Genomic DNA, 17,993 nt, shown 5'->3' on the forward strand with positions numbered 1-17,993 from the left:
CTGAAAAAGGGTACCAGCTATTATATTCGCAGAACGGATGACGGGGAGGAGTACATCGCAGTGAAAGCGGGTCTGATGCTCATGGCAGTCATTCGGGCGAGCAATGAGAGCATCTTTCATCAGCGCTTTTTGGACAACCTTCGGGACCTGCAGCGCGAGTGCAGCCGATGGATCAGTCTGCACAAGGAGCGTGACTCAGACGAAGCGCAGCTGTACATCGACCCAGAAACGGGGGAAGTCGAAGAGGAGGGAGAATCGTGTTTGAACTGATATTCGTTAGCCTGGTGTTGTTTGGTGGGATGATCCTGTTGCCGGCACTTTATGAGCTGGGCTTGTGGCTTCATCGCAGCAGATGTCTCCGAAAGCTGCGGGATTTTGAGAAGGAGGTGCGCAGCCATGCGAATCACGATCGGGAAGCGTCCTAAAGTGCGCCCGCCTTTTGGACAGGTAAAGCGCACCGCCTGCATCGGTTGCATTAACCAAGGAAAGAATTGCGCAGGCTGTGACTATAAGGCACTCTACGACGGAGCCGATGAGGCTATCAGGGAGAGTTATTACAGACAGTACCATGCTGTGTGTCTGGAGCGACGGGACAAGGTTCATAAAGCAATCTCCCGCCACATGAAAGAGAAACAGAAGAAACGGTGGTGAGAAGATGAACAGAGAAGCAATCGAAAAGCTGCTATCTGAGCTTGGGTTTTCCGGAAAAGGTCTGGATATTGTGGCGGATGCCGTTGAGCTGCACAAAGAAGGAATGTCGATGATGGAGCTCTACCGGTTGATGGGACGGACACGCAGCTTGGGTACCTGTACGGTATCAAACAAGCTGCATGGGGCGATCAGCCGCGCCTGGGAGCGGAGAACCGAGGCGATGGAGCAGCTGTTTGATGTTTACCTGCTGTGCCGACCGCCCAGAAACCGTGCGTTTTTACTGCGGGTAAAGCGGCACCTCAAAGAAAAAGCGCCGGCATCGGCGGCCACCGATCCCAGCGCAAAGAAGAAAGATTAAACTATCCATATCATAACACAAACAGAGCGAAAGGGGAAGATGCCAGATGAAAAAAGTGGTGCTGTTGGTTTGCCTGCTTTTGCTGCTGACCGGCTGTGGACAGCAAAGGGAGCAGCCAACAGACGAGCCGGTCGTTCTGATATTGGCAGAGCAGCCGTGAAGATCACCGAAGGGTGCTGTGTCCTTCAGACGCTGGACGGCGGCTTTCCCGCACGGGGAACGCTCGGTCGAGTGATCGAACTGCACGACAACCGCTGTTTTGTGCGGTGGCAGGGACAGCAGGGACGTCCGATCGGGGCCGTATCACCTCACCAGCTGCTCTATGCCGGAGTGCCAAACCGGTACGGCTTTCGGTATTCGCTGCGGGTGGAGCTGGTGCGGGAATCCTTCGAGCGATATAAGCGGCGCATCGGCTGCCCGCAGCACTTCCCACCCAGCGACCAGCAGCGGAGGAACTTTGAAAGAGAGATGGACGCACTGCTGTTAAAGGGAAGGTACCAGCCGGAGGAACTTTTCGGGTCAAACGAGCAGGCCCGAATCTCAAACCGATAAAAGAAACCGAGGGCGGCATCATGCCGCCTTTTTAGCAGCACGGAATGGAAGGAGGGGAAAAGATGCGTCGGGTTATCCGTAATACCTATGCAGGAGCAGTGTGTGAGCGGGAAGTCTATGATATTTCGGAGCTGACCCGAAATGTCAAAGCGGCCAAACCGCCAAAACCGCGCTTTCAAACCGAGGAAGAGCGGGAGCAGCACAAGCTGGGGATTTCCCGCCGCCGGCACGCAAGGCTGGTCAATGCAAACTTTTCCCCGACCTCATTGTACAGCACCCTGACCTTTTCCAATGAATATGAAGTACATACCTTTGACGAAGCAAAGCGCATCCGCGAAAACTTTATCCGCCGACTGAAACGTGCCTGTCCCGAGGCGCGGATCATGGCATATCTGGGCAGAGGAAAGGCCACCAACCGCATCCACCTGCATATGCTGTCCGAGGGTGTGCCGGAGGAGCTGATCCGCCGCCAGTGGTATCTGGGCAGCGTGGTCAGAATCGAACACCTGCGGGAGCACAACTACTATGACGGCGTGGATCACGGGCAGGACTACACCGGTCTGGCCAATTACCTCTTTGACCACTGGACGCCGGAACAGGGTGGCCACCGCTGGAAGCCGACCAAAAACCTGAGGCAGCCGGAGCGGGAGAAGCCGAAGGAAATCAAGCGCCAGTATTCCGAGCAGAAGCCGCCCAGGGCACCGAAAGGATATGTCCTGGTCGAGAGCAAAGCGACAGGGTACGGTTATCTCTACTTTAAATATGTAAAGATACCGCCAAAAAGAACCAGAAAGAAAACCGAACACGAAAAAATGAGGAGCTGAGACAGAATCGGCTCTGACAAGCCTTGTAAATATGTAACGTTTCAGGGCGAAGGATTAGAGAAAAAGAAAGGAAAAGGTAAAAATGAAACATTTTGGTAATATTACCCAGCTAACGGGTGATACAGTACTGCCAGTTAACGTGATAATAGGAGGCTCACCCTGTCAAGATCTTTCTGTAGCAGGAAAAAGAGCTGGATTGTCAGGTGAAAGATCAGGGCTTTTTATGGAACAAATTCGTATCATAAAGGAGATGCACAAAGAATATGGAGCAGATTACCCCAGATTCATGGTATGGGAAAACGTACCAGGAGCTTTATCCAGTAACAAAGGAGCAGACTTTAGAGTCGTGCTTGAAAAAACAGCAAAAATTGCGGACTCAGATGCCGTTATTCCTGGACCTCCGAAAGGAAAGTGGAAGAATAGCGGCTGTATCATGGGAGATTGGTGGAGTGTTGCTTGGAGAGTATTTGATGCACAGTTTTGGGGAGTCCCCCAGCGTCGCCGTAGAATCGCACTTGTGGCAGATTTTGGAGGACAATCCGCACCCGAAATATTATTTGAGCGCAAAGGCATGTCAGGGGATTTTGAAAAGGGCAGAAAAGAGAAAAAAGAAGTTGCCGGAAGTTTTGGAGAAAGCTCTGATCAGTCAGTCTATGGTGCAAGAGAAAATGGAGGGAGAATGACAGTCCATCCCCTTAATAGTAGTCATCAAAATAGGATAACAGACCATGAGGTCATTTGCATACAAGAAAATTGCATTGATCGGTCAGAGAACGCGGGATGCAATGGGAAAGGGCGGAAAAAAGATAGGTCGTATACTTTGAATACGGTAGATCGCCACGCTGTTATGTGCATAGCTCATGGGCAAGTAAATGCAGAAATAGCATGTAACATTTCAACAACTTTAAACTGCAATCATGAACAGCCGATTGTGATGGCAGTCCATCAAAATGCAAATGGAGAGATCAGAGTAAAAGACATTGCTAACACATTGAGCACAAACTCTAATGCCAGCGGACGGAATGCTCCGGTTATATTTGAAAATTATGGGTTTTCAGAATATAGGCTGGGAATAGGAAGCTTTAGAGAATCAGGGGGAGATTGCGGTGGAGGATCAGAAAATCTTTGCATATCCTGCGGAACAGTAGCGGGATTTAACGGCTATAAGTCGATTACGAGTAGTATCCAATATAAGGAGAATGTGGCCCCGACTTTGGAAGCAAATATGCCGAGTAATGTATTGGAACAAATGGCTGTTAGGAGGCTAACTCCACTGGAGTGTGAGCGATTGCAAGGTTTTCCTGATGGATGGACAGATATTGGTGTATATCATGATTCCAATAGAAAGCTTAGACAATCATCTGATACTTCGCGGTATAAAGCTCTGGGAAACTCGATTGCCATACCGCCGTGGAGATGGGTGTTGCAGCGTGTTTGTAAACAGTATTGTAGACCGGTAACAATGGCGAGCTTATTTGATGGCATTGGTGGATTCCCGTTGATTTGGGAAGAAATCAATGGGAAAGGTACATGCCTATGGGCGAGTGAAATAGAGGAGTTCCCGATAGCAGTAACGAAAAAGAGGATAGGAGGAAATTAAAATAAATTACAGAAGAACCGAAGCGGATGAGCAGAAGGCGGTGATCCAGTGGTGTATCCTGATGGAAAAGCGATGGCCGGAGCTGGAATATCTCTATCATGTCCCGAATGGCGGCAGCCGAAACAGGATCGAAGCGGCCAACCTCAAAGAGGAGGGAGTGAAAGCCGGTGTTCCGGATCTGGAGCTTCCGGCTGCACGGGGCAACTATACCGGTCTGCACATTGAGCTGAAGCATGGAAACAACAAGGTCACGGCAGATCAGGATAGATTCCTGAAAGCCCTGCGAAGGATGGGCAGATGTGCCGTTGTCTGCTATGAAGCAGAACCGGCCATACAGGTCATATCAGAATATATGCGGTTATCTCCTGGACAGCATCTTTCCTGCGATGTGCTGTCGGAATACCCCATTTTGAAATAAAGGAGCGAACGCCATGAAAGTCATCATCAAAGAGCCAGGACAACGTCCGAGGGTGACTGAAATCGAAAATAGTCTGTCCGAATTACAGCAGGCGGTGGGAGGGTATATCGAAACGGTTACCCTTGCTGAAGATTGTTGCATCATCTGCAACGAGGAGGGAAGGCTTCAAGGGCTGCCGTATAACCTGACATTCTGCGGGGTTTCCTTTGTGGGGACAATCCTTTTTGTCGGGATAGCGGGGGATGAATTTGCCGATCTGAGCGAGCAGCAGGTGGAAATACTGCTGAAGCAGATGGAGGGAAAGTAAGGTTGGGGGAAGGGAAAAGAAAGGACGTGATGCCGTTGACCTACGAGCAGAAAATCGAGTGGCTGAAAAGTTATCGGGCGCTGGATACCAAAATCGAAAGCCTGACCGAAGATTTGCAGGTGTGGAATGCGCGGGCGACCAAAATCACTGCAAGCATCTCACAGGAGCCAAAGGCAGCCGGTAGCGGTGACCAGCTGCAGAGGTGCATCGATCAGATCTGTGAGCTTCAGACGGAAATCGCCCAGGAGATGGAGAAGCTGAGGCAGCGCAAGCAGCAGATCGAGGTGGCGATCCGCGCTCTGGATGATAAAAGGTATCGTGATTTGCTGTGGCATCGATACATAGAAGGTGTAAGTCTGGCACTCACGGCGGAACGAATGAATCGCTCTTGGAGATGGATTCAGGAACTTCATAAAGAGGCGGTAGAATCTATAAAAATATTATAAGACTTCATAGAACTTCATATTGACCCTGTGATATACTGTAAACTGAAGAAAGTGGGAAGAACAAAGGAACGCCTCCTTGGTTTTGAGTTTTTGAACTCTCCTTAAAACACGAAAGCCGCCTGCCCGAAAGGACAAGCGGCTTTTGTGTTGGATTACTTTGATTTAAGGCGTATGATGATTTGGTGATTCTCTGGATCAATAATTTTTTCAATCGCCAGAGGGATACCGTCATCACCCAGAAAACCACACGAGCGAACTTCTGCACTGCCGAGGTTAATAGAATAACTGGTGATGTGTCCATGACCGCCCTTTTTGGGTGAGAGCTTAATGTCTTTGATTTCCATGATGAATGACCTCCCAGATGTCCCACAAAATGACGATTAGTGCCAGAAAGATAGCTAACCAGGTAACCCAGGTAAATCCATTCTGGATTCCCAAAATCACATTGGAGAGTGTCAGAAGATACAGCGGGACATTTCTAAAATATTTCTTGTACATTGTGCACGGATGGGGTATAATAGATTTAGAGAAGGGGAGCGAGCGGTGAACCCGCTCCCCACTCTGTTAGCCCTTGAGCATTGAGTAGATGACTGAGATAATTCCGGTAACCAGTGAGATGATTTCAAGAATTTCTTTCAGCTGTCTAAGTCGTTGCTTTCGGGCTTTTTTCTTTTTCCTGCCCATCCGTTTCACCCCCTTTCCTTTGATTCTATTATATCATAGCGTAACGCTGTTGTCAATATGTTTTTAGTGAAAAACCGCTTAATTATGCGGATTTTTTATATTTTTTAAGCCGGATTTCTTTTGGAAAGACCGGCTTTTTTCATGCCGTTTTCCACCTTGCCCCGAGAAAGGTGAAACGATAAATGCTAGAAACAAACCGAATTTACAACACAGATTGCCTTGCCGGAATGCAGGCGATCGAGGACAAGTCAATCGACATGATTTTGTGCGATCTGCCGTATGGTGTCACAAGCTGCCGCTGGGACAGTGTGCTGCCATTCGATCAGCTATGGGCGCAGTATGAGCGCATCATCAAGGACAACGGTGCCATCGTGCTGACGGCGATCCAGCCATTCACGACAGCGCTCATCCAAAGCAACCGAAAACTGTTTCGGTACTGCTGGTACTGGCACAAAAACTGTCCGACCGGCTTTGCCAATGCAAAGAGGCAGCCGATGCGCTGCATCGAGGATGTGGTGGTATTCTACAAAAAGCCGCCGGTCTATCACCCGCAGGGGCTGATCCGGCTGGACAAGCCAAAGTATCACAAGGGAAGTAGCAAGAAAAACGGGGAAGTTTACAGCCACGGACTGACATCCGATTATGTAACTGAGTATATCAACTATCCCCGCAATCTGCTGGATATTCCCTGTGAGCGCGGCCTGCACCCGACACAGAAACCGGTGGCGCTGTTCGAGTATCTCATCCGCACCTACACCGATGAGGGTGCGCTTGTGCTCGACAACTGCATGGGCAGCGGCACCACGGCGGTGGCCTGCATCCGCAGCGGCCGCAATTACATCGGGTTTGAACTGGATGCAAAACACTATGAGACTGCCTGCAGGCGTGTCGAGAACGAGAGCAACTAACCTGTGTGTTGTCGCGTGTATAAACTAAAGCATCACAGCAAACCAAAGCGCGATACAGCGTCCAGGCTTAGCCTGGTAGGTACTTCCTGACCCCACCGGGAGTGCGGGTCGGGCTGAGGCGCGAAAATTTCCTCGCTGCAAGTGCAAAAAAACAGGGTAACAAGGTAACAAACTAGAAAATTAGAATTTTGCAGGCACATGAGATGTAGATAGAAGCGTTTGGAAGTGAAAAAATGGATTAGAAATTTGTTACATTGAGGTGGGAGTTTGGGTAACAACATCAGAACAAAAACAATCGACGGAAAAACCTGCGTTCCCACCTCTTTTCTGACCGAGATTTTTGGTGTCACGCCAAAGACCTTGGCCAGCTGGGCAAAGGACGGATGCCCGAAGGCTGACCGCGGATGGTGGCCAATCCGGGAGGTCATCGCCTGGCGGATGGATGGCAGCGGGACCGGGGAGGATCTGGATAACATGAGTCTCAAAGACCGCAAGCTCTACTGGGAAGCGCTGCTCAAAAAGGCGCAGACCGAAAACAGGGAGCTTGAAAACGGGATCAAGCGGGGAGACTATATCGAAAAACAGGTGGTAGCGGATGAGCTGACCGCCTTTTTTGTTGCCTTAAAACAGGCACTTTTGCTTCTTCCCCGAAAAATCGGCATTCTGGCATCCAAGTCTGTGGAGCTGGATGTCGCGAAAGAGATGGAACACGAAGTAAGTGAGGTGATACATGATGTACTCGCGGAATGGAGTCAAGGTAAATTATCCGAGCTGGATTCTGGACAGTATGAAAACACTGAGGCCGCCCGAAAGAATGACGGTCAGTGAGTGGGCGGATCAAAACAGGGTGATTCCGGCCGGAACCTCCAACCAGCCCGGCCGCTGGAAAACAGAGAGAACCCCGTATCTAAAAGGCATTATGGATGCCTTTTCGGATGACCGAATCGAGGAAATTGTCTTTATCAAGCCGACACAGGTTGGCGGCACCGAATCCATCCTCAATATCCTGGGCTATATCGTGGATCAGGACCCGGCATCGACGCTGGTGGTCTATCCCTCCGATACACTGGCCGAGGATATTTCCAAAAATCGCATTCAGCCCATGCTAAGGGCAACAAGGCCGTTGGCAGAAAAGTTTCGGGAGGAGGACAGCAAGCTGCTGGCGCTGCAGTTTGAGAATATGTACATCCCGCTCACCGGTGCCAATTCGGCAGCGTCACTTTCATCAAAGCCGATCCGATTTGTGCTGCTCGATGAGGTGGACAAATACCCACCTCGTTCCGGCGGCGGCAAGGAGGCTGACCCGATCTCTTTGGCAAGGGAGCGAACCAACACCTTTGCATACAACAAGAAGATTTTTATCACCTCCACGCCCACCCTAAAGACCGGCGCGATCTGGAAAGAATGGGAGAGCTGCACACGGCAGCTCTATTTTTATGTCCCATGTCCTCATTGCGGAAAGTTCCAGCGCCTGCGTTTTCAGCAAATCAAGTTTATCAAAGAGGGCACCAAGACCGAACGTGCCGAGTCGGCTTATTATGAATGCCCCTATTGCCAGTCGCAGCTCTTTGATGCGGACAAACACAGGATGCTTAAACAGGGCCGCTGGATGAATGAGGAGGACGGCAAAAAGCAGAGCCCGAAAAAGACCGGATTTTCGCTCAATGCCATCTATTCGCCCTGGCTTTCCTTTCGGGATGTGGCCTATAAGTGGCTAGATGCGCAGGGAGATCAGGAGAAGATGCAGAACTTTGTCAACTCCTGGCTGGGAGAGCCGTGGGAGGATGTAGAGAGTACAGCGAAAGAAGATTTGATTTTTAAAAATCAGGGACAGTATACCCGAGGAATTGTTCCGGACTGGGCGCAGATTATCACCTGTGGGGTGGATGTGCAGCGAACCTGCCTGTATTACACGGTGGATGTCTGGGGGCAGGGCAAGAAGATCTACAACATCGACCACGGCTGCATCCCGGGGACCGACTTTAACACCCTCTGGGACGTCATCAACCAGACCTACTATGACCAGAAGGGAAAGGACTGGTATATCGATCTGGCACTGATCGACTCCGGTGACCAGACCGACCTTGTGTATGATTTCTGCTACATCCATAACCCATTGACGATTCCGGTAAAAGGTGCATCCAATCCGATTCCGTCCCGTTATCGTGTCTCAATCATCCAAAAAGAGGACAGCGTTGCGCGGGGACTCAACCTTGTCATTTGCGACGGCAGCTACTACAAAAGCATGATTTATGCAAAAATTAACGCACAAGACGGCAGCTGGCAGGTGTTTGATGGGGTGGATCAGGAATACTGCGACCAGGTCACTAGCGAACACAAGGTATTTGAGCGCAAAAACGGGGTGGACAGCTGGGTGTGGAAGAAAAAGACCAGCACCGCCGATAACCATTATCTGGACTGTGAGGTGTATGCGGCCTGTGCAGCGGATTTGATGGGCGCTTTTGCTCTGCTTGAGGAGCAGCCAGAGCCAGCAGCGGAAGAGCCGACATATCAACGGGAGCAGGACGAGGAAGAGAACTGGTTTGGCAGTGAGGACGATTTTGATATAGGGGATGATTGGATATGATCAGTTTGGAAAAGCAGTATGAAAACCTCTGCAAGGCGATCGAAGCGATCGAAAACGGCGCGCAGAGCTACAACATTGATGGGCAGAGTGTGACCAAAGCAAGCCTTGCCACCCTGTATAGCCGGCAAAAAGCGCTGGAGAGCCAGCTGCGGCAGGCAAACGGGGGAGACCTGTATATTGTGGATTTTGCAGATAGGGGGTAGAGGCACTTGGGAGTATGGCAAAACCTCAAAATGCGCTTTGGGGGCAATCGAAACGGATATGATGCGGGCGGGGGACGGGAAGGGGACAACTGGACGCCAGTAGACGGCCGGGCGGAGGATATCAACGCCATGTCCCGCGACATGATCCGCCGCCGCGCGCGGGATCTGGAAAGAAATGCCGACTATGCAGAGTCGAGCATCCTTGCCATGGAGCGCAATGTGGTCGGATCAGGCATCCGGCTGGACTGCAAGGTGGATAATCCGGAGCTGGAACGGCAAATCGAAACGCTCTGGGAGCGGTGGTGTCACCCGGAAAACTGCGATGTCACAGGCCGACTGTGCTTCTGCGAAATACTCAAGATGGCGGTGCGCCGGATGCTGGTCGATGGAGGTCTGCTGATCGTAGCGGCCTACACGGGAGACAAGCGTTTCCCACTGCAGCTGCAGATCAAAGAGGTGGATGAGCTTAACAGCGGGGTGCTGTTCCATGAGGGCAATCAGGTGGTGGGCGGCGTGGAAGTCAATTCTTACAACAAGCCAATTGCCTATCATTTTACGGTCTATGACGTATATGGTGAAACTGGCCGAACCGTCCGGATTCCGGCGGATCGGGTCATCTACCTCAACAAGATCAAACGCACCTCGCAGGTGCGGGAAATTTCCGGATTTGCCAATATCCTTTCCCGCCTCCGGGACCTGAATCAGTTTTTAAATGCTGTATCGGTCAAGGAGCGCATCTTGGCCTGCCTGTCAGTTTTTGTTAAAAAAGTCAACCCCGCGGGGGGAGTTTGGCGCAACCAGAAAACGGACAAGGCGACCGGCGCCAAGAGGAAAAAGCTGGCACCAGGAATGATTATGGAGCTGGATGCGGGAGACGAAATCCAGGTTGTAAACCCATCGGGCCAGGCGTCCAACACCAAAGACATGGCAACTATCCTGCTGCGGGCGTTTTCGTCGGCGTTGGGATTGAGCTATGAGGCGACCTCGAGAGACATGAGCCAGGTCAACTACTCTTCCGCCCGTCAAAACCTGATCGAGGACAGGGAGAGCTACAAGGAGTGGCAGCACTATCTTTCTGAGCACCTCTGCCGCAAGGTTTATGCCTGGTGGATGGAAAGCTGCGTGATGGCGGGGAGTCTGCATATTCCGGACTATTTTACGAATCCGGAAAAATACACCGAATGCAAGTGGATTGCCAAGGGAATGAGCTGGATTGATCCAGTCAAGGAGGTCAACGCAAATCGAATTGCACTGGAAACCAACCAGACCACCTTGCAGGAGGTGGTGGTTTTCATCGTGGAAAGGAAATAATTTCTTTTTTCTTTTGCTGTGCATAACGTAATGTTTTTGCAGCACCGCCCCAACCATGAAGAACATAAGCCACTACAATATCGGATTGCTCCACCATCCATTGATTCCTTTTTAGAATGGCATATTTTGGGGGAACAGATTCCAGAGGAGGATACACACTGTCGTCATATATCGAAGTATCTATGTTGAAGTTTAGATAGGGTAGTACAAGAATAAGACGTATCTGTGGATATTGATCTTTCTTCTTTTGAAGAACAGAAGCAGACAAGGTATCAAATTTTCCGTATCCTCCCAAATAAAAGGTATTTGCACCTTTTTGAATCAATCTATCAAGCACAGTATTTAACCATTGTTTCATATCTGTATCGTTTTCAATCTCTGCATGTCCGCAAAAGGTAACTATCATGGGAACATCTCCTTATTATAGTGATTATAATCACTATAATAATATTATGCAAGCCCCATATAATAAAGAAAAGTGGGGTGACAATATGCCGATTTCTTTTCGACCGATGCGTCAATATATGGAACAACATCATATTTCCTTTTATCGTTTAGCCAACGAAGGTATTGACGCACAGACTCTGCAAAGGGTTCGGCATGACAAACCAATTACCACCGAGACGCTTGGTAAGCTGTGTAAAATCATGAACTGTCAACCTGCCGACTTGATAGAATATATCGCAGAAGATACGGAAACAGAATGACAATCTTTAAAATCTCCTAGGACAAACAATAAAAAGCACCAGTGCATCGCACTGGTGCTTTTTGTATGTGCTCGAATTGACAATCTGAAAAAACCGAACCCCTCTGACTTCCCGCGTGCAGGTAGTAGCAGACGAGGAGGACAAATACCGCGATGCAGCACGCGACGGTCTGCTCCTGCGCATGGGAGAGATGCTGGAAAAACCGGCTCCTGGTGCAGAAAGCTTTCGCGGCATGAGCCTGCACCAGCTGATGGCAGATTGCGCAATGCGCTGCGGCGTCAAGGATGCGCACCGTTTGTCCCCGGATGAACTGTGGAGAGAGATGGCCATGCAGTCCCGCGGTCAGTTTGCCGATACCAACAGCTTTGTGTCCATCGTCAACTCCACCCTGCACGCAACCATCGCCAGAGCTTACGCAACCGCGCCGACTACCTATCAGTACTGGACCAGCGTCGGCTCCAATCCGGATTTCAAGAAGATGACCCGTTATCGTCTGGCAGCCACCGGCGAGATGCAGGAAATTCCGGAAAACGGTGAGTTCAAAACGGTCAGCGGCAAGGATGAAGGAGTAGAAACCGGTCTGAAAACCTACGGAAAGAAGTTTGGCTTCAGCCGCCAGACCATCATCAACGACGACCTGGGCACCGTTTCCCGCATGATTACCGCACAGGTGCGCTCCAATCAGCGTTTTATCAACCAGAAATGTTATGAGGCGCTCACCAAAAACGCAAAGATTTCTGACGGGAAGAATCTGTTTGACGCAAGTCACAACAACCTTTTCACTGGAGCCGCTCCTTCGATTGCATCCTTTAACGAGATGATCGTCGCGATGGCCAAGCAGAAGGACATCAATGGCAAGGATGTGCTCAACATCAAACCGCATTTTGTATTGGCACCGGTGGCGCTGGGAATGGCAATCCGTCAGATTCTGGAATCCACCGCCGACCCGGATGCAACAAACAGCGGCGTAATGAATCCGATGAAGGGTGCCTTCCAGCTGATCACCGATGCACAGCTGGATATTGCAAATCCAAAGGGTTACTATGCAGTGGCCGACCCGAATGAGGCGGACGGTATCGAAGTGACCTATTTAAACGGCAAGCGCACACCAACGCTGGAAAGCAAGGTATCCTGGGACACTCTGGGCATCGAATATCGGATGTTCCATGACTTCGGCATCAACATCATCGACTACCGCGGCATGAGCTACAATCCAGGCAAATAAGGAGGTCTTTTTTATGGCAGTTTACATTCAGAAAGGCGACAGAATCGACTATAAAAACGACACCGAGGCGGTTATCAAGTCCGGCGATGTGGTAGCGATGGGAACCAATCGCATTGCGGTAGCGGACTGCCAGATCGAGGTAGGAGCAGTGGGAACACTGGCCCTGACCGGTGTCTGGGAGTTTCCGGCCGACACTTCGTCAGCCATCGAGTTTGGCGCGATTGCTTACTGGGATGCTTCCAGCAAGACCATGAAGGCAGCACAGAGTGCGTCCGAAATTCCGGCCGGAATCTGCGTGAAGAAAAAAGAAAGTTCCACAGCAACTGTGCTGGTGAGATTGCAGGATTGTCTGACAGGGACAGCAGGTGCATAATGAGCATTTTTAAAGCGATGGTGCAGCAGGACACTGACACAGTGATTTTCAATCTGGAGGAGCTGGCCGACATCCACGAGCTGGACGGCCGGCAGATTCTGGTTATCTTTGACGAGGTGACGCTGGAAAAAATGAAGGCACAGCCAAAGTATGCCGATGGCTATAACACGGCCACCCGACTGATTTTGGTTCGCCCCACCGATCTGCCCGGAAAACCGGCCGAAGGGGCGCATCTGACACTGGATGGAAAGACCTATCTTGTCAAGAGCGTCACCGGAAGACTGATCTGGCGAATTGTATTGGAGGCAAACCGATGAGCAACGAACTGGGATTGCAGCTTAATATTTCCATCCCCGACGTCAAAGAAGTGCAGGCACAGATGGTGACAGCAAAGAACAAGGCACCGCTTGCTGTCCAGCGGGCGATCAACAGCACCATCAAACAGGTGAGCCGCGATGTCGGCAAGGAAGCAAAGCAAAAGTATATCATCAGCCAGCCGGAGGTCAGAAAGACGCTACACCTGAAAAAAGCGACCAAGAAGGATCTGACCGGCGTGGTTTCTTCCAGAGATGACAAAAAGCCGAAACTGTATGGTTTTAAGGTAACGCCGAAGCAGGTCATCACCAAGCAGGATGCAAAACCGGAATTTTACGCAGCAAGAATCAAAAAAAGGGTCAAGGAAAAGAACCTGACCGGTAATTCGGAAAGGTCAAAGGCCTTTGTTGCGAAGATGAAAAGCGGTCATATCGGTATTTTTGAACGAATGACGGGGACAAAGGGGACAGACGGCAAAGAAGATCTGGCTGAGTTATACAGCATGAGTATCCCAGATATGGTCAAGAGCAGAGATGTCGCCTTTGAAATCCAACAGAAGGGTCAGACCTTTTTGGAAGCGCAAGTACAGACCGAAATTCGGAGGGTGATGGGACTGAAATGACAATTTACAGACTGCATCAGGCAATCAAAGAGAGGGTGGAAAAGGCAGCGTCAGAAGCCGGATTTCATGGACTGCAGGTCTATATCCGCAATCTGCCGCCGCTCAAATATGAAGGGGATGCAGAAAAATATTTTCCGCACTGTGTCATCACCGTCGGAGATGGGGCAGATGCACAGGAAGAAAGCAGCATGACCGCGGTTCTGGTGTTGGGGACGATTGACACGGCGCCGGAGCTGCGCGGTTATGAGGAAATCTGTCATCTGATTGAGATTCTGCGACTTTCCTTTGCCGAGGACCCGGTGCTGGATGGCTGCTTTGAAGTAAAGCTGCCGGTCAACTTTACACCGGCAGAAGGAGAAGGAAACACCTATCCGCATTTCTTCGGAGCAGTTTGGTTTGATGTGCAGATTCCATCCCCGCAGAGAGATTACAACGATTTAACCTAAAAGAAAGGGTGAAGAAAATGGCATTTTTCCACGGTATTCAGGTGTCAGAAAAACAGACACAGATTGTGGCGCCGGTGCAGGTCGATTCGGCCGTGCAGGTGGTAGTCGGTCTGGCACCGGTCAACATGGGGAACTTAAGCGACCCGTTGGCGCCGCAGATTGCGTACAGCTACGAGGAAGCGGTCGAGAAGATGGGCATGAGTGCAGACCATCTGACCTATACCATCTGCGAAAGCATCAAGCTTTCGTTTGCAACCTACAACGTGTCGCCGCTGATCATGATTAACGTGCTCGACCCGACCAAACACAAGCAGCAGAAAACGACCGTCAGCGTGCAGCTGCTGGAAGGCAAGACCCAGCTTCCAGAGGAGAGTGTGCTGCTGCCATCGGTGCAGCTGACCCAGACCGAGGAAGCGCTGACCGTCGGGGAAGATTATCTGCTCTCCTTTGAGGACGGAAAAGCGGTCATCGAGCGCATTGAGGGCGGAAAGATTCTGGAAGATACGGCGACGCTGACCGCGACCTATGATGTGCTCGATCCGGCCGCGGTAGAGGATGAGGACATTCTGGCCGGCATTGCAAAGATTCGGGAGATTTATCCGCGGTTTGGCATGGTGCCAGGAACTTTGATTGTCCCAGGCTTCAGCGGCAAGCCGGAAATTTACAATGCCATGACGGCCAAAACAGACAGTCTGAACAGTGTGTTCCGGTATCACTGCTTGGTGGACTTGGACACCGAAACGGTCACAACCTACGACGCAGCGTATGCGGAAAAGAACAAGAACAATTTTGTGCAGGAAAACAGCACGCTGCTCTGGCCGATGGTGCAGATTGGGGAAGAAATCTACCACTACTCTGCAGCTGCAGCGGCTCTGATTGCGGACACCGACTACAACAACGACGGGATTCCTTATGTTTCCTTCTCGAACAAGTCGCTCAAAATCAGTGGACTTTGTCTGGCGGACGGCACCGAGGTGATCTTAGATCTGGAACAGGCAAATCTGTTAAACTCCCAGGGCATCGTGACCGCAATCAACATGAACGGCTGGAAGGCATGGGGCAACCGAACCGCCTGCTATCCTGGCAACACCGATATCAAGGATTGTTTCATTCCCTGCCGCAGGATGTACAACTGGTGGGCCAATCAGTTTATTTTGTCCTACTTCCAGAAGGTGGATGATCCGGCAAACCGACGCCTGATCGAAAGCATTGTGGACAGCGAAAATATCAAGGGAAACGCATGGAAACAGCGATACATGGTAGCGGAAGCCCGAATGGTTTTTGACCAGGCGGACAACCCGACCACCGACCTGATCAACGGAATCATCCGCATCGGGATGCTGTTTTCTCCTTATCCACCAGCCGAGCAGATCCTGACCACGGTGGAATATGACACCGGTGCGCTTCAGGAAGCTTTAAAGTAGGGACGGTTAAAGTTTGTAAAGGAAGGGACTTTTGTGCCCCTTCCTTTGTGGTATCAAAAGGAGTGAGAATATGAACAAGGGAACGATTCAGACCAAGCTGACCGATTATAACATCTACAACGAGGGCGAGATGCTGATCGGCACCAACGGAGAGGTGACACTGCCGGATCTGGAAGCGGTTACCTCCGAAATCAGCGGCGCGGGAATTGCCGGTACAATGGAGGACCCGACACCGGGCTATTTTGGCTCGCTGGAAATTGAGCTGAAATTCCGCACGGTATCCGAAGAATCCAGCCGCCTGATGATCCCGCAGGCGCACACGCTGACTCTGCGGGCAGCACAGACAAAACACGACCCAGCGACCGGAACAAACAGTCAGGAAGGTTTAAAGGTGGTCTGCCGCGGTGTGCCGAAGAGCTACTCGGTGGGAACCTTCAAGCAGGGCGAGTCGACCGAAACTACAACCAAGCTGGAGCTGTCCTATATCAAGATCACCCGCGGCAGCGTCGTTGTGCTCGAGCTGGACAAGTTTAATCACATCTTTGTGGTGGAGGGTGTCGACTACATGAAGGAAATCAGAGATTTGATTTAGGGACTCCAAAGAAAGGATATGATAGCATGGAAAAGTTCATCTTGAAAAAGCCGGTAACCTATGAAACGAAAAAATATGAAGAGTTTGACCTTTCTGGTCTGGAAGATCTGTCCGGTGAGGACTATGCAAGCCTGCTCAAACAGGCGGAGAAGATCGAAGGGGAAAGCATGGTTCCGGAAAAGAGCCTGACCTTTGTGTACCTGACGGCCGCAAAGGTGACCGGCCTGCCGTTTGACCTGTTTAAGACGCTGAGTGCAAAGGATGCAGCGCGGTTGCGCTATCAGATCGGTAGTTTTTTTCTCTCGGAGGATTAGACCATACCGCCGCCTTGTTGCTCAAAAAATCTGCCATCAGCCTTTCTATCGTGCTGCACGCTGATTTTTTTCGGCTGTGGACGATGCCGCTCGGTGATCTGCTGGAGCTGATGGTGCAGACAGAGGAGGTGCTTTCCGAAATTGGCAAAGAACAGATTCATTGTCGACTTCCTGTTTGGAGCAAAGAAGCAGGGGAGCTTTGACAAAACCTTTTCGGCGGTATCGAACAGTGTCAAAAGCCTGACCAAAACGGTGGCGGCGGTGGCTACCACCTATGTGAGCGCTCAGGCACTGAAAAGCGTATCAATGTCAGCTCTGGAAAGCGCATCCAGTCTGGAAGGATACCGCAGCACCCTAAATGTTGTCATGAAGGACCAGAAAAAGGCGGCTCAGATGATGGCATGGGCGGTGGATTTTGCGAACAAAACCCCGTTTGCAACCGATTCCGTCGTTGAAGCGACGGTGCGGCTGCAGTCCTATGGCATCGATGCGCAAAAGACGATGACCAGGATCGGCGACATGGCTGGCGTCATGAACAAGGATCTGATGCAGGCGGTGGAAGCGGTAGCTGATGCCCAGACCGGAGAATTGGAGAGGCTCAAAGAGTTCGGCATTACAAAAGCCATGATTGAGGCCAAGGGTGCCGAGCTTTACAAAAATCAAACCATTATCAACAACAAAGGGCAGATCGTTGACCAGGAGAAGTTCAACGATGCCCTTTTTGCATTGATGGAGGACCGCTTTAAAGGCGGCATGGAGATTCAGGCAAAGAGTTACAAGGGTATCATGTCAACGATTACCGGCGTATGGAAAACTGGTCTTGCCAACATGGCCGGCATCAGCGGCACCGGTGAGATCATTGAGGGCAGCGCCTTTGATGCAGCCAAAGAGGGCCTGAGCTGGGTCGCAACCAAAATGCAGAATATGGCCAACGCAGGAACCTTCGAGCAGATTGGCAAAAAGATCGGCAGCGTGGTGCAGACCGGTGTAAAGTACGGAACAAAGGTCATCAGTGTTGCAAAGAAAATCAAGGACAGTGTTGCTGACACTGCGAAAACGATTGCAGCCAGACTGGAGCCGATGCGGCCGTTGTTTGATGGCATCGCAGAAAAGGCAACGAGTTTAG

Annotated in this window: 27 protein-coding genes and 1 pseudogene; 25 read left to right on the forward strand and 3 right to left on the reverse strand. The window is 50.8% G+C overall.

Features of this window, described 5'->3' with window-relative positions; genetic code table 11:
• The 10 genes from Q0L39_RS06345 to Q0L39_RS06390 form a co-directional block, all read left to right on the forward strand.
• A partial coding sequence (locus tag Q0L39_RS06345; protein WP_296627659.1) for a hypothetical protein occupies window positions 1-270 on the forward strand: 270 nt, incomplete at its 5' end.
• On the forward strand, window positions 258-425 hold the full coding sequence (locus Q0L39_RS06350; RefSeq protein ID WP_296627661.1) for a hypothetical protein: 168 nt from the start codon (window positions 258-260) through the stop codon (window positions 423-425). The genes Q0L39_RS06345 and Q0L39_RS06350, both read left to right, overlap by 13 nt.
• Window positions 397-651 carry a hypothetical protein gene (locus Q0L39_RS06355; RefSeq protein ID WP_296627662.1) on the forward strand — a complete coding sequence of 85 codons (255 nt, stop codon included), beginning with the start codon at window positions 397-399 and terminating at the stop codon, window positions 649-651. The genes Q0L39_RS06350 and Q0L39_RS06355 overlap by 29 nt, the downstream gene beginning before the upstream one ends.
• Window positions 652-655: 4 nt before the next feature.
• Window positions 656-1,009, forward strand: coding sequence for a sporulation initiation factor Spo0A C-terminal domain-containing protein (locus tag Q0L39_RS06360; RefSeq protein WP_296627664.1), 354 nt, complete (start codon window positions 656-658; stop codon window positions 1,007-1,009).
• A 156-nt stretch (window positions 1,010-1,165) separates the two neighbouring features.
• Complete coding sequence (locus Q0L39_RS06365; RefSeq protein ID WP_296627665.1) at window positions 1,166-1,561, forward strand: hypothetical protein; 396 nt, start codon at window positions 1,166-1,168, stop codon at window positions 1,559-1,561.
• Between the two features lie 62 nt (window positions 1,562-1,623).
• Window positions 1,624-2,385 (forward strand): hypothetical protein, encoded by a 762-nt coding sequence (locus Q0L39_RS06370; RefSeq protein WP_296627667.1) that lies wholly within the window; start codon window positions 1,624-1,626, stop codon window positions 2,383-2,385.
• Between the two features lie 82 nt (window positions 2,386-2,467).
• On the forward strand, window positions 2,468-3,985 hold the full coding sequence (locus Q0L39_RS06375) for a DNA cytosine methyltransferase (protein ID WP_296627668.1): 1,518 nt from the start codon (window positions 2,468-2,470) through the stop codon (window positions 3,983-3,985).
• Window positions 3,986-4,025: 40 nt separating this feature from the next.
• Entirely contained in the window at window positions 4,026-4,403 is a 378-nt protein-coding gene (locus Q0L39_RS06380; RefSeq protein ID WP_296627670.1) for a VRR-NUC domain-containing protein, read from the forward strand.
• Between the two features lie 13 nt (window positions 4,404-4,416).
• A complete protein-coding gene (locus Q0L39_RS06385; protein WP_296627671.1) occupies window positions 4,417-4,710 on the forward strand; it encodes a DUF3846 domain-containing protein in 294 nt (97 codons plus the stop codon).
• Window positions 4,711-4,739: 29 nt separating this feature from the next.
• Window positions 4,740-5,156 (forward strand): hypothetical protein, encoded by a 417-nt coding sequence (locus tag Q0L39_RS06390; protein ID WP_296627673.1) that lies wholly within the window; start codon window positions 4,740-4,742, stop codon window positions 5,154-5,156.
• A 152-nt stretch (window positions 5,157-5,308) separates the two neighbouring features.
• Here the strand turns inward: Q0L39_RS06390 and Q0L39_RS06395 are convergent, their stop codons facing one another.
• On the reverse strand, window positions 5,309-5,500 hold the full coding sequence (locus Q0L39_RS06395) for a hypothetical protein (RefSeq protein WP_296627675.1): 192 nt from the start codon (window positions 5,498-5,500) through the stop codon (window positions 5,309-5,311).
• Window positions 5,501-6,022: 522 nt separating this feature from the next.
• On the opposite strand from Q0L39_RS06395, the gene Q0L39_RS06400 reads away from it, so the two are divergent.
• From Q0L39_RS06400 to Q0L39_RS06420, 5 genes are all read left to right on the forward strand, one after another.
• Window positions 6,023-6,748: a site-specific DNA-methyltransferase gene (locus Q0L39_RS06400; protein WP_296627676.1), complete on the forward strand. Its 726-nt coding sequence runs from the start codon at window positions 6,023-6,025 to the stop codon at window positions 6,746-6,748.
• A 267-nt stretch (window positions 6,749-7,015) separates the two neighbouring features.
• A complete protein-coding gene (locus Q0L39_RS06405) occupies window positions 7,016-7,576 on the forward strand; it encodes a hypothetical protein (RefSeq protein ID WP_296627679.1) in 561 nt (186 codons plus the stop codon).
• Window positions 7,536-9,335: a terminase gpA endonuclease subunit gene (locus Q0L39_RS06410; protein WP_296627681.1), complete on the forward strand. Its 1,800-nt coding sequence runs from the start codon at window positions 7,536-7,538 to the stop codon at window positions 9,333-9,335. Before Q0L39_RS06405 ends, Q0L39_RS06410 begins: the two co-directional genes overlap by 41 nt.
• Entirely contained in the window at window positions 9,332-9,538 is a 207-nt protein-coding gene (locus Q0L39_RS06415; RefSeq protein WP_296627682.1) for a hypothetical protein, read from the forward strand. Before Q0L39_RS06410 ends, Q0L39_RS06415 begins: the two co-directional genes overlap by 4 nt.
• Before the next feature lie 6 nt (window positions 9,539-9,544).
• Window positions 9,545-10,849, forward strand: coding sequence for a phage portal protein (locus Q0L39_RS06420; protein WP_296627683.1), 1,305 nt, complete (start codon window positions 9,545-9,547; stop codon window positions 10,847-10,849).
• Here Q0L39_RS06420 and Q0L39_RS06425 read toward each other — a convergent pair.
• Window positions 10,830-11,255 (reverse strand): hypothetical protein, encoded by a 426-nt coding sequence (locus tag Q0L39_RS06425; RefSeq protein ID WP_296627684.1) that lies wholly within the window; start codon window positions 11,253-11,255, stop codon window positions 10,830-10,832. The two genes, Q0L39_RS06420 and Q0L39_RS06425, sit on opposite strands and share 20 nt — an antisense overlap.
• Here Q0L39_RS06425 and Q0L39_RS06430 point away from each other — a divergent pair.
• From Q0L39_RS06430 to Q0L39_RS06470, 9 genes are all read left to right on the forward strand, one after another.
• Complete coding sequence (locus tag Q0L39_RS06430; RefSeq protein WP_296627685.1) at window positions 11,254-11,556, forward strand: helix-turn-helix transcriptional regulator; 303 nt, start codon at window positions 11,254-11,256, stop codon at window positions 11,554-11,556. The two genes, Q0L39_RS06425 and Q0L39_RS06430, sit on opposite strands and share 2 nt — an antisense overlap.
• A gap of 115 nt (window positions 11,557-11,671) precedes the next feature.
• On the forward strand, window positions 11,672-12,781 hold the full coding sequence (locus Q0L39_RS06435; protein WP_296627687.1) for a hypothetical protein: 1,110 nt from the start codon (window positions 11,672-11,674) through the stop codon (window positions 12,779-12,781).
• 13 nt (window positions 12,782-12,794) lie between these two features.
• The gene (locus Q0L39_RS06440; protein ID WP_296627688.1) at window positions 12,795-13,154 is read left to right on the forward strand and encodes a DUF2190 family protein; all 360 of its coding nucleotides are present in this window, start codon (window positions 12,795-12,797) and stop codon (window positions 13,152-13,154) included.
• A complete protein-coding gene (locus Q0L39_RS06445; RefSeq protein ID WP_296627690.1) occupies window positions 13,154-13,471 on the forward strand; it encodes a hypothetical protein in 318 nt (105 codons plus the stop codon). Before Q0L39_RS06440 ends, Q0L39_RS06445 begins: the two co-directional genes overlap by 1 nt.
• A complete protein-coding gene (locus tag Q0L39_RS06450; RefSeq protein ID WP_296627691.1) occupies window positions 13,468-14,091 on the forward strand; it encodes a phage tail protein in 624 nt (207 codons plus the stop codon). The genes Q0L39_RS06445 and Q0L39_RS06450 overlap by 4 nt, the downstream gene beginning before the upstream one ends.
• Complete coding sequence (locus Q0L39_RS06455; protein WP_296627693.1) at window positions 14,088-14,537, forward strand: hypothetical protein; 450 nt, start codon at window positions 14,088-14,090, stop codon at window positions 14,535-14,537. The genes Q0L39_RS06450 and Q0L39_RS06455 overlap by 4 nt, the downstream gene beginning before the upstream one ends.
• 17 nt (window positions 14,538-14,554) lie before the next feature.
• On the forward strand, window positions 14,555-15,961 hold the full coding sequence (locus Q0L39_RS06460) for a phage tail sheath family protein (protein WP_296627694.1): 1,407 nt from the start codon (window positions 14,555-14,557) through the stop codon (window positions 15,959-15,961).
• A gap of 70 nt (window positions 15,962-16,031) precedes the next feature.
• Window positions 16,032-16,553 carry a phage major tail tube protein gene (locus Q0L39_RS06465; RefSeq protein WP_296627695.1) on the forward strand — a complete coding sequence of 174 codons (522 nt, stop codon included), beginning with the start codon at window positions 16,032-16,034 and terminating at the stop codon, window positions 16,551-16,553.
• A 26-nt stretch (window positions 16,554-16,579) separates the two neighbouring features.
• Window positions 16,580-16,867, forward strand: a complete 288-nt coding sequence (locus Q0L39_RS06470; protein ID WP_296627701.1) for a hypothetical protein — start codon at window positions 16,580-16,582, stop codon at window positions 16,865-16,867.
• On the opposite strand, the gene Q0L39_RS06475 is transcribed toward Q0L39_RS06470, so the two are convergent.
• Window positions 16,864-17,028: a hypothetical protein gene (locus Q0L39_RS06475; RefSeq protein ID WP_296627702.1), complete on the reverse strand. Its 165-nt coding sequence runs from the start codon at window positions 17,026-17,028 to the stop codon at window positions 16,864-16,866. The genes Q0L39_RS06470 and Q0L39_RS06475 overlap by 4 nt on opposite strands.
• On the opposite strand from Q0L39_RS06475, the pseudogene Q0L39_RS06480 reads away from it, so the two are divergent.
• Window positions 17,009-17,993: pseudogene (locus Q0L39_RS06480) on the forward strand (hypothetical protein); the annotation flags it as partial. The gene Q0L39_RS06475 and the pseudogene Q0L39_RS06480 sit on opposite strands and share 20 nt — an antisense overlap.

The sequence above is a fragment of the uncultured Negativibacillus sp. genome, assembly GCF_944388365.1.
Lineage (GTDB): Bacteria > Bacillota > Clostridia > Oscillospirales > Ruminococcaceae > Negativibacillus.

Excerpts from the sequence above, each read along its gene's own strand:
- Q0L39_RS06455 (WP_296627693.1), top strand. The coding sequence starts at position 14,088 with ATGACAATTTACAGACTGCATCAGGCAATCAAAGAGAGGGTGGAAAAG.
- Q0L39_RS06410 (WP_296627681.1), top strand. The coding sequence starts at position 7,536 with ATGAAAACACTGAGGCCGCCCGAAAGAATGACGGTCAGTGAGTGGGCG.
- Q0L39_RS06395 (WP_296627675.1), bottom strand. The coding sequence starts at position 5,500 with ATGGAAATCAAAGACATTAAGCTCTCACCCAAAAAGGGCGGTCATGGA.
- Q0L39_RS06450 (WP_296627691.1), top strand. The coding sequence starts at position 13,468 with ATGAGCAACGAACTGGGATTGCAGCTTAATATTTCCATCCCCGACGTC.
- Q0L39_RS06360 (WP_296627664.1), top strand. The coding sequence starts at position 656 with ATGAACAGAGAAGCAATCGAAAAGCTGCTATCTGAGCTTGGGTTTTCC.
- Q0L39_RS06475 (WP_296627702.1), bottom strand. The coding sequence starts at position 17,028 with ATGAATCTGTTCTTTGCCAATTTCGGAAAGCACCTCCTCTGTCTGCAC.
- Q0L39_RS06465 (WP_296627695.1), top strand. The coding sequence starts at position 16,032 with ATGAACAAGGGAACGATTCAGACCAAGCTGACCGATTATAACATCTAC.
- Q0L39_RS06355 (WP_296627662.1), top strand. The coding sequence starts at position 397 with ATGCGAATCACGATCGGGAAGCGTCCTAAAGTGCGCCCGCCTTTTGGA.
- Q0L39_RS06460 (WP_296627694.1), top strand. The coding sequence starts at position 14,555 with ATGGCATTTTTCCACGGTATTCAGGTGTCAGAAAAACAGACACAGATT.
- Q0L39_RS06440 (WP_296627688.1), top strand. The coding sequence starts at position 12,795 with ATGGCAGTTTACATTCAGAAAGGCGACAGAATCGACTATAAAAACGAC.
- Q0L39_RS06385 (WP_296627671.1), top strand. The coding sequence starts at position 4,417 with ATGAAAGTCATCATCAAAGAGCCAGGACAACGTCCGAGGGTGACTGAA.
- Q0L39_RS06430 (WP_296627685.1), top strand. The coding sequence starts at position 11,254 with ATGGGAACATCTCCTTATTATAGTGATTATAATCACTATAATAATATT.
- Q0L39_RS06470 (WP_296627701.1), top strand. The coding sequence starts at position 16,580 with ATGGAAAAGTTCATCTTGAAAAAGCCGGTAACCTATGAAACGAAAAAA.
- Q0L39_RS06375 (WP_296627668.1), top strand. The coding sequence starts at position 2,468 with ATGAAACATTTTGGTAATATTACCCAGCTAACGGGTGATACAGTACTG.
- Q0L39_RS06415 (WP_296627682.1), top strand. The coding sequence starts at position 9,332 with ATGATCAGTTTGGAAAAGCAGTATGAAAACCTCTGCAAGGCGATCGAA.
- Q0L39_RS06445 (WP_296627690.1), top strand. The coding sequence starts at position 13,154 with ATGAGCATTTTTAAAGCGATGGTGCAGCAGGACACTGACACAGTGATT.
- Q0L39_RS06390 (WP_296627673.1), top strand. The coding sequence starts at position 4,740 with ATGCCGTTGACCTACGAGCAGAAAATCGAGTGGCTGAAAAGTTATCGG.
- Q0L39_RS06400 (WP_296627676.1), top strand. The coding sequence starts at position 6,023 with ATGCTAGAAACAAACCGAATTTACAACACAGATTGCCTTGCCGGAATG.
- Q0L39_RS06370 (WP_296627667.1), top strand. The coding sequence starts at position 1,624 with ATGCGTCGGGTTATCCGTAATACCTATGCAGGAGCAGTGTGTGAGCGG.
- Q0L39_RS06425 (WP_296627684.1), bottom strand. The coding sequence starts at position 11,255 with ATGATAGTTACCTTTTGCGGACATGCAGAGATTGAAAACGATACAGAT.